15 protein-coding genes are annotated in these 12,362 nt (G+C 63.3%); 13 read left to right on the top strand and 2 right to left on the bottom strand.

What is annotated here, in order from left to right:
* Nucleotides 1–126 precede the first annotated feature (126 nt).
* The 8 genes from ureC to ACWTU9_RS03155 all read left to right on the top strand — a co-directional run bounded on the left by ureC (nucleotide 127) and on the right by ACWTU9_RS03155 (nucleotide 6,319).
* Nucleotides 127–1,839, top strand: a complete 1,713-nt coding sequence (gene ureC, locus ACWTU9_RS03190; RefSeq protein ID WP_455857042.1) for an urease subunit alpha — start codon at nucleotides 127–129, stop codon at nucleotides 1,837–1,839.
* Nucleotides 1,840–1,931: 92 nt separating this feature from the next.
* The gene (locus ACWTU9_RS03185; protein WP_455857041.1) at nucleotides 1,932–2,522 is read left to right on the top strand and encodes a hypothetical protein; all 591 of its coding nucleotides are present in this window, start codon (nucleotides 1,932–1,934) and stop codon (nucleotides 2,520–2,522) included.
* A gap of 41 nt (nucleotides 2,523–2,563) precedes the next feature.
* The gene (locus ACWTU9_RS03180; RefSeq protein WP_455857040.1) at nucleotides 2,564–3,169 is read left to right on the top strand and encodes a glutathione S-transferase family protein; all 606 of its coding nucleotides are present in this window, start codon (nucleotides 2,564–2,566) and stop codon (nucleotides 3,167–3,169) included.
* Nucleotides 3,166–3,756 carry an urease accessory protein UreE gene (locus tag ACWTU9_RS03175; protein WP_455857039.1) on the top strand — a complete coding sequence of 197 codons (591 nt, stop codon included), beginning with the start codon at nucleotides 3,166–3,168 and terminating at the stop codon, nucleotides 3,754–3,756. The genes ACWTU9_RS03180 and ACWTU9_RS03175 overlap by 4 nt, the downstream gene beginning before the upstream one ends.
* Nucleotides 3,749–4,420, top strand: a complete 672-nt coding sequence (locus ACWTU9_RS03170) for an urease accessory protein UreF (RefSeq protein ID WP_455857038.1) — start codon at nucleotides 3,749–3,751, stop codon at nucleotides 4,418–4,420. Before ACWTU9_RS03175 ends, ACWTU9_RS03170 begins: the two co-directional genes overlap by 8 nt.
* Entirely contained in the window at nucleotides 4,417–4,857 is a 441-nt protein-coding gene (locus ACWTU9_RS03165) for a DUF3995 domain-containing protein (protein ID WP_455857037.1), read from the top strand. The genes ACWTU9_RS03170 and ACWTU9_RS03165 overlap by 4 nt, the downstream gene beginning before the upstream one ends.
* Complete coding sequence (ureG, locus tag ACWTU9_RS03160; protein WP_455857036.1) at nucleotides 4,854–5,486, top strand: urease accessory protein UreG; 633 nt, start codon at nucleotides 4,854–4,856, stop codon at nucleotides 5,484–5,486. Before ACWTU9_RS03165 ends, ureG begins: the two co-directional genes overlap by 4 nt.
* A gap of 65 nt (nucleotides 5,487–5,551) precedes the next feature.
* Nucleotides 5,552–6,319 carry a class II aldolase and adducin N-terminal domain-containing protein gene (locus ACWTU9_RS03155; RefSeq protein WP_436257618.1) on the top strand — a complete coding sequence of 256 codons (768 nt, stop codon included), beginning with the start codon at nucleotides 5,552–5,554 and terminating at the stop codon, nucleotides 6,317–6,319.
* A 61-nt stretch (nucleotides 6,320–6,380) separates the two neighbouring features.
* On the opposite strand, the gene ACWTU9_RS03150 is transcribed toward ACWTU9_RS03155, so the two are convergent.
* Nucleotides 6,381–7,013, bottom strand: a complete 633-nt coding sequence (locus ACWTU9_RS03150) for an HAD family hydrolase (protein ID WP_455857035.1) — start codon at nucleotides 7,011–7,013, stop codon at nucleotides 6,381–6,383.
* 211 nt (nucleotides 7,014–7,224) lie between these two features.
* On the opposite strand from ACWTU9_RS03150, the gene ACWTU9_RS03145 reads away from it, so the two are divergent.
* Entirely contained in the window at nucleotides 7,225–8,181 is a 957-nt protein-coding gene (locus tag ACWTU9_RS03145; protein ID WP_455857034.1) for a sugar-binding transcriptional regulator, read from the top strand.
* Nucleotides 8,182–8,203: 22 nt separating this feature from the next.
* Here ACWTU9_RS03145 and ACWTU9_RS03140 read toward each other — a convergent pair whose 3' ends face one another.
* The gene (locus tag ACWTU9_RS03140) at nucleotides 8,204–8,389 is read right to left on the bottom strand and encodes a hypothetical protein (RefSeq protein WP_455857129.1); all 186 of its coding nucleotides are present in this window, start codon (nucleotides 8,387–8,389) and stop codon (nucleotides 8,204–8,206) included.
* A 110-nt stretch (nucleotides 8,390–8,499) separates the two neighbouring features.
* Between ACWTU9_RS03140 and ACWTU9_RS03135 the strand changes: the two genes are divergently transcribed.
* The 4 genes from ACWTU9_RS03135 (at nucleotide 8,500) to ACWTU9_RS03120 (ending at nucleotide 12,355) form a co-directional block, all read left to right on the top strand.
* Nucleotides 8,500–9,411: a LysR substrate-binding domain-containing protein gene (locus ACWTU9_RS03135; protein WP_455857033.1), complete on the top strand. Its 912-nt coding sequence runs from the start codon at nucleotides 8,500–8,502 to the stop codon at nucleotides 9,409–9,411.
* A gap of 13 nt (nucleotides 9,412–9,424) precedes the next feature.
* Nucleotides 9,425–9,817 carry a hypothetical protein gene (locus ACWTU9_RS03130; protein WP_455857032.1) on the top strand — a complete coding sequence of 131 codons (393 nt, stop codon included), beginning with the start codon at nucleotides 9,425–9,427 and terminating at the stop codon, nucleotides 9,815–9,817.
* A 236-nt stretch (nucleotides 9,818–10,053) separates the two neighbouring features.
* A complete protein-coding gene (locus ACWTU9_RS03125) occupies nucleotides 10,054–11,364 on the top strand; it encodes an ABC transporter substrate-binding protein (protein ID WP_454587405.1) in 1,311 nt (436 codons plus the stop codon).
* Nucleotides 11,365–11,482: 118 nt separating this feature from the next.
* Nucleotides 11,483–12,355, top strand: coding sequence for a carbohydrate ABC transporter permease (locus ACWTU9_RS03120; protein WP_454575278.1), 873 nt, complete (start codon nucleotides 11,483–11,485; stop codon nucleotides 12,353–12,355).
* The last annotated feature ends 7 nt before the right edge of the window (nucleotides 12,356–12,362 follow it).

The following is a 12,362-nucleotide window of genomic DNA, read 5'->3' as shown; positions in this document are numbered from 1 at the left end:
GTTGCATGTCAACCTCAACCGCCAAATGGGATCAGAAGGTGTCGCCCAGCGGGTCATTGCATGACCATTGGATGGCGACGATGTGGAGTTCGGCTTCGGCCAGACCGGTTTTAGGAGCATTTGCTGATGGCTAGAATTACCCGCGCCGCCTATGCGCAGATGTACGGTCCGACGGTCGGCGACAAGGTGCGCCTTGCCGACACCGAATTGTTCATCGAGGTCGAAAAGGACCTCACCATCCACGGCGAAGAGGTGAAATTCGGCGGCGGCAAGGTCATCCGCGACGGTATGGGCCAGAGCCAGGTGTCGCGCGCGGGCGGTGCGGTCGACACCGTCATCACCAATGCGCTGGTGGTCGATGCCTCAGCCGGCATATTCAAGGCCGATATCGGCCTTCGCGACGGCCGCATCGCGGCCATTGGCAAGGCCGGCAATCCCGATACGCAGGACGGCGTCACCATCATCATCGGCCCCGGCACCGAGATCATCGCCGGCGAAGGCAAGATTCTCACCGCCGGCGGATTCGACGCGCATATCCACTTCATCTGCCCGCAGCAGATCGACGAAGCGCTGATGTCCGGCATCACCACCATGCTCGGCGGTGGCACCGGCCCGGCGCATGGCACGCTGGCCACCACCTGCACGCCGGGCCCCTGGCACATGGCGCGTATGATCCAGTCCTTCGACGCCTTTCCCATGAACATCGGCCTGTCGGGCAAGGGCAATGCCTCCCTGCCGGCAGCGCTGGAAGAGATGGTGCTGGGCGGCGCCTGCTCGCTGAAGCTGCACGAGGACTGGGGCACGACGCCGGCGGCCATCGACTGCTGCCTGTCGGTCGCAGATGACTATGACGTGCAGGTGATGATCCACACCGACACGCTGAACGAATCCGGCTTTGTCGAAAACACCGTCGCGGCGATCAAGGGCCGCACCATTCATGCCTTCCACACCGAAGGCGCCGGCGGCGGCCATGCCCCTGACATCATCAAGGTCTGCGGCCTGCCCAACGTCATCCCCTCCTCGACCAATCCGACCCGGCCCTACACCGTGAACACGCTGGCCGAGCACCTCGATATGCTGATGGTCTGCCACCATCTGTCGCCGTCGATTCCCGAGGACATCGCCTTTGCCGAAAGCCGCATCCGCAAGGAGACCATCGCCGCCGAAGACATTTTGCACGATATCGGCGCCTTCTCGATCATCTCGTCGGACAGCCAGGCGATGGGCCGCGTCGGCGAGGTGGCGATCCGCACCTGGCAGACCGCCGACAAGATGAAGCGCCAGCGCGGGTCGCTGCCGCAGGAGACCGGCGACAACGACAATTTCCGTGTTCGCCGCTACATCGCCAAATACACCATCAACCCGGCCATCGCGCATGGCCTGTCCAGGGATATCGGCTCGATCGCCGTCGGCAAACGTGCCGATCTGGTGCTGTGGAACCCGGCCTTCTTCGGTGTGAAACCGGACATGGTGCTGATCGGCGGCATGATCGCTGCCGCCCCGATGGGCGATCCCAACGCCTCGATACCGACGCCGCAGCCGATGCACTACCGGCCGATGTTCGGCGCCTATGGCAAGGCGAGGACCAATTCGTCGGTGACCTTTGTTTCGAAAGCAGCGCTGGAGTCAGGTCTGCATGGCAGACTCGGCGTCGACAAGCAGTTCGTCGCCGTCGAAAACACGCGAGGCGGCATCGGCAAGCATTCGATGGTGCTCAACGACGCCACGCCGCATGTCGAGGTCGATCCCGAAACCTACGAGGTCCGCGCTGACGGTGAACTGCTGACTTGCCAGCCGGCAACCGTGCTGCCGATGGCGCAGCGGTATTTTCTCTTCTGACGCGGGAATCCGATCGACCGGGCAAAATGCGTTGCGGCTGGCATTGGTACGCCGCAATATGCGGCCCACGATAAGCCGCATAGTGATCAGGCATGGCCACCGAAATCGTCTCCCACGACGTCTTCCCGCATATCCGCATCGTCATGGGCATGGTGATCGGGCTTGGCGTCACGCGCCTTTTGTCGGGGCTCGCCCGCATCGTCCAGCATCCCGGCCAGTACAAGCTCTATCCCGTGCACCTCGCCTGGGTCGCTTCCATGCTGTTGCTGCTGGTGCATTTCTGGTGGTGGGAGTTCGGCCTCTACACGATCGAGACCTGGACCTTCGGCAAATACCTCTTCATCATCTCCTATGCCGTCACCTTGTTCCTGCTGTGCGCGCTGCTGTTTCCAGACTCCATGCTCGATTACACCAGCTATGAAGACTACTTCTATTCGCGGCGCGCCTGGTTCTTCGGCCTGCTCGGCGTCACCTACCTGCTCGACGTCGTCGATACGCTTTTGAAAGGGCCTGAGCACTTCGCTCATTACGGCCATGAATATCTGTTCCGCACGCCGGTTTTTGTTGCGCTGTGCATCGCCGCCATACTGGTGCGCGACCGCCGCTTTCACATCGCCTTCGTCGTCGGCACGCTGATCTACCAGGTATCGTTCATCCTGCGGCTCTTCGACACCATCGTCTGAGCGCATGCTATGGTCTAGGGTCCGGGGAAAGAGGTTCAACCATGTACAAGGCCATCGGATCGCGCGGATCCCGGGTCAGCCGCGTTCTCTGGATGCTCGAGGAACTCGGGCAGCCCTATGAATTCGTCGAGGTCAAATTGCGCTCGCCGGAAGCATATGCGCTCAACCCGTCCGGCAAGGTGCCGATCCTGATCGACGATGAACTGACGGTGACGGATTCGGCGGCGATCTGCGTCTATCTCGCCGACAAGCACGCCGACAAGGGCATGGGCGCCAATCCCGGTGTCGCGGGCCGCGCCGAGATGGATTCCTGGATGCATTTCGCCCAGTCGGAATTCGAGGCGCCGCTGTGGAACAAGTTGCGCCACCGCTTCCTGCTGCCGAAGGAAGTACGGGTCGATGTCGGCCCCGCCGCCGCCTACGATTTCGCCTCCGAGACCAAGGCGCTCGACCGCCGGCTGGGCGACAAGCCGTTTGCGCTCGGCGACCGGTTTTCCGCCGTCGACGTGCTGCTCGGCGACATGGGCAGCTGGGCTCGCGCCGGCAAATTCCCGGTCGAGTCAGAACGGGTCAATGCTTATTTCGACCGCGTGCTTTCGCGGCCGGCCCGCGCGCGGGCGCAAGCGAACGGAGGTTCCATCCGATGAAACTCAACCTCAACACCGATTTCACCAAATTCCCGCGTGCCGTCTCGGTGTTGCCTGCCGGCCGTGCCGAAACCACAACCCCGTCCGGTCGCGCCGTTCTGCCGCATGACGAGCGCCATCTGCGCCGCCGCGCCATCGAACTTGCCGACGGCAGCAAGGTGCTGGTCGACCTGCCCGAGCCTGTGACCCTGAACGATGGCGACCGGCTGGTGCTGGAGGACGGCCGCCATGTCGAAATCACAGCAGCGCCTGAAGAAATCTACGACATCCGCGCCCGCGACGCGGAGCATCTCACCGAGCTTGCCTGGCATATCGGCAACCGGCATCTGGCGGCGGCGATCGAGCCCGGCCGCATCCTGATTTTGCGCGACCATGTCATCAAGGCGATGCTGGAGGGGCTCGGCGCCACGGTGCGCGAGGTCTCCGAGCCGTTCAAGCCGGTGCGTGGCGCCTATTCCGGCGGCCACGATCACGGCCATGCGCACAGCCACGCAGAAGCGCATTCCCATGATGGGCATTCTCACGCGCACAGCGAGTCCCATTCCCACAGCCATTCTCATGCCAGGCATCACCACGATCATGATTGACCAGCCTTCCGGCATCGCTTTGCTGCGGCTGATGGCGTGGCTGTCGCCGGCCTTTCCGGTCGGCGGCTTCTCCTACAGCCACGGCCTCGAACGGGCGGTGCATGGCGGGTTGGTAGCCGACAGCGAAAGCCTGGCCGGCTGGCTCGAAACGCTCGTCGAGATGGGCTCAGGTTGGAACGACGCCGTGCTGTTCGCCGAGGCCTGGCGTCGCGCCCGCGATGACGGCGACCTCGATGACATCGCCGCGCTCGCCGAAGCGCTGGCCGGATCGTCCGAGCGCCACACCGAAACCATGCTGCAAGGCGCCGCGTTCCTGAAAGCGGCATCGGCCTGGCCCAACCCCGTGCTCGGGCGTTTGCCGGCCGAATGCGCCTACTGCGTCGCCGTCGGCGCCGTTGCCGGCGGCAACGGCATTGCGCTTCAGGACGCGCTGTCGGCCTTCCTGCAGGCCTTCTTCTCCAACCTCGTCCAGGCGTCGATCCGGCTCGGCGTCGTCGGCCAAAGCGGAGCGACTGCCCTGCTCGCCGGCTTCGAGCCGCTGGCGCTGGCGACCGCCGCGCGCGCTGCCGGCTCGACATTGGACGATCTCGGCGGCTGCGCCTTCGTCTCCGACGTCATGGCGATGAAGCACGAGACGCAATATTCCAGGCTGTTCCGCTCATGACTGTCCTTGCTTTCGCCCTCTCGGCCGTCCTGCTTTTGATCACCGCGCTGCATGTCTATTGGGGCCTCGGCGGCATCTGGCCGGGCAGGGACGGTGCTTCTTGCGCTCACGCCATTGTCGGCTTTCGCGGCGTCGACGAGATGCCGACGCCGTTTGCCTGTTTTGCCGTTGGCGCTTGCCTGTGTCTGGCAACGCTGTGGCCGCTGGCGCTCACAGGTGTCTTTGCCTCACCTTTTCCCAGGGAAGGCCTCGCCGCCACGGCGCTGCTCATCGGGCTGGTGTTTCTCGGCCGCGGAATTGCCGGCTTCACGCCTTGGTGGCGCCGGCTGGCGCCGGAACAGCCTTTTGCGCGGCTGGACGTCAGTTTCTATTCGCCGCTCTGCCTGCTGATCGGGCTCAGCTTCGCAATCCTCGCCATCACGGAGTTTTCTGCATGACTCAGGCCAATGGTCCTCTGCGCATCGGCATCGGCGGTCCCGTCGGATCCGGCAAGACGGCGCTCACCGAGAAGCTCTGCAAAGCGCTGCGCGACGACTTCTCCATCGCCGTCGTCACCAACGACATCTACACCAAGGAAGACGCCATGATGCTGGCCCGCCTGCAGGCGCTGCCCGAGGATCGCATCGTCGGCGTCGAGACCGGCGGCTGCCCGCACACCGCTATTCGCGAAGATGCTTCCATCAATCTGCAGGCGATCGCCGGCTTGAACAAAAGATTTCCGGATCTCGACATCGTCTTCATCGAATCCGGCGGCGACAATCTTGCCGCCACCTTCTCGCCCGACCTTGCCGACCTGACCCTTTATGTCATCTCCGTCTGCCAGGGCGAGGAAATCCCGCGCAAGGGCGGGCCGGCAATCACCCGTTCCGATTTCCTCATCATCAACAAGAGTGATCTGGCCCCCTATGTGAACGTCAACCTCGACGTCATGGAGAGGGACGCCGCCCGCATGCGCGGCAAGCGCCCCTTCGGCTTCACCGACCTGTCGCGCGGCAAGGGACTGCAGGAGGTCATCGACTTCATCGTCGAGCATGGCGGGCTGCAGTCGGCCCGCTCCGCCGCCTGACCCAGCACTTACCGGTTGCTGGCCAAGGTTGGGCGCGGCATTCTCTCGAAAACGGAGGTTTTCAGATGAGCATCGCCCGCCTGCAGAAGGAAACGCTGACCAACCTGCCCTATTACGAGGAGCGCGTCGATCTCGCCGCTGCCTTCCGTTGGACCGCAAGGCTCAACATGCATGAGGCGGTGGCCAATCATTTCTCGCTGTCGGTCAACGAGGACGGCACCAAATTCCTGATGAACCCCAACCAGGTGCATTTCTCACGCATCAAGGCGAGCGACCTGCTGCTGATCGACGCCAACGATCCCGAAACACTGTCCGGCCCGAATGCACCGGACCCGACGGCCTGGGGCCTGCATGGCGCCATCCATCGCAACGTCCCGCACGCGCGCTGCGCCATGCACGTGCATTCCATCCACGCCACCGTTCTGGCCTCGCTGGCCGACTCGACCCTGCCGCCGATCGACCAGAACTCGGCCATGTTCTTCAACCGCCACGTTGTCGACGCCCACTATGGCGGACTGGCTTTCGAGGAAGAGGGCGAGCGCTGCTCGCAACTTCTGACCGACCCCAAGGTCAAGGTGATGGTGATGGGCAATCACGGCGTGATGGTCATCGGCGATACCGTCGCCGACGCCTTCAACCGCATGTTCTATTTCGAGCGCGCCGCCGAGACCTACATCAAGGCGCTGTGGACCGGCCGTCCGCTGCGCACGCTGTCCGACGCCATTGCCGAAAAGGCCGCCAGCGAGATGGACGACTATCCCGGACAGGCGGAGCGTCACCTTGCCGAACTGAAGGCAATCCTCGACGAGGAGGAGCCGGTCTACCGGAGCTGATCGCTCTTGCCTTCTCCCCGTTCAACGGGGAGAAGGTGCCCGAAGGGCGGATGAGGGGCTCTCAGAGACCGAGTTCGCCTCGCAGCTCTTCAGCTCTATTGATAACAACAGCGCCCTTCGGCCCTGCCATCGGCGCTTCCGGCCAGAAAATCGTCCGCATCCCGGCTGCCAGACCGGACGTCGCGCCGGTGACGCTGTCGTCGACCGCCACCGCATCCGCGGGATCGACGCCGGCCAGCCAGGCGGCGCGCAGGAAGGGTTCCGGGTGCGGCTTGCCCTCGCGCACATCGTTGCGGCTGATCGTGCGCATGCCGGGATGGATCAGGCCAACCGCGCTCAGATTGGCGTCGACGATCACGCGGTCTGAATTGGACACCACCGCCTGCTGCACGCCAAGCGCGCGCAATTCGTTGAAGACCTCGATCGCGCCGGGGCGGGGCTTCAGCGTTGCGGCCATCGGCATGTAATGATCGTATTTGCGCACGATCCAGTCATCGAAGGGCAGGTCGAGGCCGAACTCGGCGCGCAGCATCTCGTAGACTGGCCATGCGGCGATGCCCAGCACCCGCTCATGCAGGTCGACCGGCGGCGCGATGCCGACGCTTCGCAGCGCCGCCACCAGGGCGGCCTCATGCAACGGCTCGCTGTCGACCAACGTGCCGTCCATATCCCAGAAAACCGCTTTCGGCGTCATGCGAGGCTCCTTTTGCCGATCCCCTTAAAGCGTTTGTAACGGGAGATAAACCGCCGAACCCGTTCACCGGCGATTTTGGCTGGGGCGATTGCCTCGCTGCCTTCAGGCCGATGCGGCAGGCAATTGCCCTTCGCATAGACAATTGCGCGCCGGCGCATTCCCTGCAAGACTATGACGCTTCGCCCAAAGGGGCAGGCTTGGGAGACGGACTTTGAATTCGCGGCAGGACGGCGGCAGCAACAGGCTGGACGAGGCGGCGCGCGCCGGCTGGCTTTATTATGTCGCCGGCAACACGCAGGACCAGATCGCCGCCACGCTCGGCATCTCCCGGCAGACGGCGCAGCGGCTGGTGTCGCTGGCGGTCTCGGAGGGGCTGATCAAGGTGCGCGTCGACCACCCGATCGCCAATTGCCTCGACCTCGCCGCTCGGCTGAGGTCGCGCTTCGCGCTCGATTTGGTCGAAGTCGTGCCGAGCGACCCGACCTCGTCCTCGACCACGATAGGCATTGCCGAGGCGGCCGCGGCCGAGATCGAGCGGCGGCTCAGGTCGCCGAAGCCGATTGTCATGGCCATCGGCACCGGCCGCACGCTGAAGGCGGCGATCGAGCAGTTACCGCCGATGGAATGCTCGCAGCACAAGGTGGTGTCGTTGACCGGTAACATCTCGCCCGACGGCTCCGCCGCCTTCTACAACGTCATCTTCACAATGGCCGACAGGGTCAAGGCGCGCTCGTTTCCGATGCCGCTGCCGGTCATCGCCTCGTCGCCCGAAGAACGCGAAATGCTGCTCGCCCAGCCGATGATCCAGCCGACGCTGGCGCTTGCCGCGGAAGCCGACGTCACCTTTGTCGGTATCGGCGATCTCGGCCCGAAAGCGCCACTCTATGAGGACGGCTTCATCTCGGAAAGTGAATTGAAGGCGCTGCAAAAGGCCGGCGGCGTTGCAGAGATCGTCGGTTGGGTGTTCGACCGGGAAGGCCGCATGATCGACGGCATCACCAACGACCGGGTGTCGTCGGCGGCCTTGCCGTCACGCGAAAAGTCGTTGGTCATTGCGCTCGCCATGGGCGAGCGCAAATTGCCGGGCATTCTGGCCGCGGTGAACCGGCGACTGGTCAATGGCCTCATTACCGACGAGCGGACCGCCGCGGCCCTGCTCGGCGCCTGAGCGACCGATAAAATCGGCACGGCTATTTATGCCGCCCGCAAACGCCGTTGCCATCGAGGAAACCCATGTCGCGCTGCAAATGCGGTGACAATTCCCGGACGTCGACATAGCTGCGCCGGCGGCTCAAAAGCTGAGAGAATTCGTGCGCCAGCACGGAAAACCAGCTCTGCGCCGGGGTCGAATGGAGCTTTTGCTGTACCGTGGTCATGATCGTCAACCTCCGCTATGCTTGAACTGGATTGATCTTCGACACCAAATATCGGTCTGATTGGCCCCTGCCGCCAATCAAACGTCGATCATGACCCATAAGGAGACCTTATGCCCCATCTCGGCTCGTCACCGTCGATTTCCCAACTGCCGCCGCTGCAGGCCATCAGGGTGTTCGAGGCCGTCGCACGGCATCTCTCCTTCACCAAGGCTGCGGCGGAGCTCGGCATGACCCAGGCCGCCGCCAGCTACCAGATCAAGCTCCTGGAGGAGCGCATCGGCTCGCCGCTGTTCCTGCGCCAGCCGCGCCAGATCGTGCTGACCGAATCCGGCCAGCGCCTGGCGCCTGCGGTCAGCGAGGCGTTCAGCCTGCTCTCGAGCGCCTATTCGGCCGTACGCGGCGGCGCTGATGGCGTGCTTTGCGTGTCGACGCTGCTGACCTTCGCCTCGAACTGGCTGGCGCAGCATCTCGGCTCCTTCCAGCTGTCGCATCCGTCGCTGGCGGTGCGCGTCGATACCTCGAACAGGGTCATCGATTTCGCCCGCGAGGACATGGACATCGCCATCCGCTCCGGCAGCGGCAAATGGCCGGGGGTGGAAACACACCTTCTGTTCAAGGCCGATTTCACGCCGGTGCTCAGCCCGGCACTCGCCGCCAGCATTGGCGGCGTCCACGAACCGGCCGACCTGTTCAAGCTGCCCATTCTCGATCCCGGCGACATCTGGTGGCGGGAATGGTTCGCCCTGGCCGGCGTGCCTGCGGATGAACTTGCCAGCCGTCCCGGCACCAGCATGGGCGCGCAGGCCTATGAGGCTAATGCGGCGATCGCCGGCCATGGTGTGGCGATCCTGACCACGGCGCTGTTCAAGACCGAGCTTGCCGCCGGCCGCCTGATCCAGCCCTTCGACCTGGTTGGCGACGACGGCCACGCCTATTGGCTGGTCTATCCGACGGCGCGCCGCAACGTGCCGAAGATCCGCGCCTTCCGTGACTGGATCCTGGCCGAGATCGCCTGCGCCTAGGGCAGAGGACCCTGTGGGCTTTTTACTAGCACGCAGTCGCACTGCGGCGGGGCCGTTAACCAAGCTTGACAAAAACGCTGTCGATATCGCTGGCCTGGCAGGCCCCGTGCTTGTGGCGACTCGATCGAAGAGGATCAATCGTCCGCGGATTGAAACAGGATCGATCAGCGGGCTGATGAAAGTCTATCGTGTCGAAGAAATCGAAAACAACACTGTGCGTGTGACGCACGTGATCGAAGCATTCGCGCCGTTTCAAGCTGCTGCAAAGGCAATCGGCCGGGAAGTTAGGCTGCGCAGGGACGAACCCAACTGGATCCGGGTGACGGAAACACCGACCAGAGCCAAGCAAACCCGCGATGGCACGGTTTTCGAATATTCTGTCGGAAGCTACCCAGCCCACGGCTGAGGGCATTGGTCCCTGGCTCCATTATGGATGGGGTTGCTGTGGCGAGCATGAAGCCGGTCTGCGAATCGCCGACAGCTACTCCCCCAATCCATTTCAATATTCTCTCCCCGCCAGATGCCTGGCGGCACCGCGCTTGCTGCGCTGCAGCATCGAATCCGGCTTGACACAATTAAGGTCTAGTGAGTAATTGCTCAGTACCAAGGCAAATGCTCATCTTGGTTCATGGGAGGAATTTGATGAAACTGCGCACGCTCACCCTGGGCTTGTTGTCGGCCAGCGCTCTTGCCTTCGCCGCACATGCCGAATCCATCACCATCGCCACCGTCAACAATGCTGACATGGTCCGCATGCAGACGCTGACGGAGGACTTCACCAAGGCGAACCCCGACATCACGCTCAACTGGGTCACGCTCGAAGAGAACGTGCTGCGTGAGCGTGTCACCACCGACATCGCCACTAAGGGTGGTCAGTATGACGTGATGACCATCGGCACCTACGAGGTTCCGATCTGGGCCAAGCAGAGCTGGCTCCTGCCGCTCGACAAGCTCGGCGACGACTACGACGTCAAGGACATCCTGCCGGCCATCGCCGGGGGCCTTTCGGTCGACGGCAAGCTCTATGCAGCACCGTTCTACGGCGAGAGCTCCTTCGTCATGTACCGAAAGGACCTGATGGAGAAGGCTGGGCTGACCATGCCCGACGCGCCGACCTGGGACTTCATCAAGCAGGCCGCCGACAAGATGACCGACCGCGCCAATGGCGTGAACGGCGTCTGCCTGCGCGGCAAGGCCGGCTGGGGCGAGAACATGGCCTTCCTCACCGCCATGTCGAACTCCTTCGGCGCACGTTGGTTCGACGAGAACTGGAAGCCGCAGTTCGACCAGCCGGAATGGAAGAACACGCTGCAGTTCTACGTCGACCTGATGAAGGCCGACGGCCCCGAGGGCGCCTCGTCCAACGGCTTCAACGAGAACCTGGCGCTGTTCCAGCAGGGCAAGTGCGGTATGTGGATCGACGCCACGGTCGCCGCATCCATGGTCTCCGACCCCAAGAGCTCGAAGGTCGCCGACAAGGTTGCCTATGCGCTTGCGCCTGACACCGGTCTCGGCAAGCGCGGCAACTGGCTGTGGGCATGGTCGCTGGCCGTTCCGGCCGGTACGCAGAAGGCCGACGCTGCCGAGAAGTTCGTCGCCTGGGCAACCAGCAAGCATTACTCCGAGCTCGTCGCTTCCAAGCTCGGCTGGGCCAGCGCTCCTCCGGGAACGCGCACCTCGCTCTACGCCAATGCCGAGTACCAGAAGGCGGCTCCGTTCGCCAAGATGACGCTGGACTCCATCAACGCTGCCGACCCGACGCATCCGACCGTCAAGCCGGTGCCCTATGTCGGCGTCCAGTTCGTCGCCATCCCTGAGTTCCAGGGCCTTGGCACCACCGTCGGCCAGCTCTTCTCGGCGGCTCTTGCCGGCCAGTCGAGCGTCGACGATGCCCTGAAGCAGGCCCAGGACGCTGCCACCGCGGCAATGACCGAAGGCGGTTACATCAAGTAGGCTCCTCCCGGCGCCGACTGCCGGTCTCCTCCTTGACCGGCAACGGCCGCCCGAATCCCAGTTCGGGCGGCCCCTTTCACACTCTTGAAAATTTGGCTGACCTTGAAGGGTGACCGTCATGGCTACTCAGCAGACCCGTTCGCTTGCCCGTTTCATGATGGCGCCATCCGTGGTGCTGCTGTTCGTCTGGATGATCGTGCCTCTGGTCATCACCCTGTGGTTCTCTTTCCAGCAGTACAATCCGCTCAATCCGGTCCGCGACGGGTTCGTCGGCTTCTCCAACTATGCGCTGTTCTATTCCAACCCGGCCTTCCTGCAGTCGATCCTCAACACGCTTGTCCTGGTGGTCAGCGTTCTGCTGATTACCGTGATCGGCGGCATCCTGCTGGCGCTTTTGATCGATCAACCGATGTGGGGACAGGGGATCGTGCGCATCCTCGTCATCTCACCGTTCTTCGTCATGCCGCCGGTCGCGGCACTGGTCTGGAAGAACATGATCATGCACCCGCAATACGGCGTCTTTGCCGACATTGCGCGCTTCTTCGGGGCTCAACCGATCGACTGGTTCGGGCAGCATCCGATGACGGCAATCATCATCATTGTCGCCTGGCAATGGCTGCCCTTCGCCACGCTGATCCTGTTGACCGCACTGCAGTCGCTCGACGGTGAGCAGAAGGAAGCCGCCGAGATGGACGGCGCCGGCTTCGTCAGCCGCTTCATCTATCTGACGCTGCCGCACATGTCGCGCGCCATCACCGTCGTCATCCTGATCCAGACCATCTTCCTGCTGTCGGTCTATGCCGAGATCCTGGTCACCACCAATGGCGGCCCCGGCTACGCCTCCACCAACCTGCCCTTCCTCGTCTACCAGAAGGCATTGCTGGAGTTCAAAATCGGACAGGCATCCGCCGGCGGTGTCATCGCCGTCATTCTCGCCAACATCGTCGCCTTCTTCGCCATGCGCGCAGTCGGCAAGAATCTGGACAAGTAAGGGAGGA

The sequence above is a fragment of the Mesorhizobium sp. 128a genome (assembly GCF_053848025.1).
This window is presented reverse-complemented; position numbering and strand designations above follow the sequence as displayed.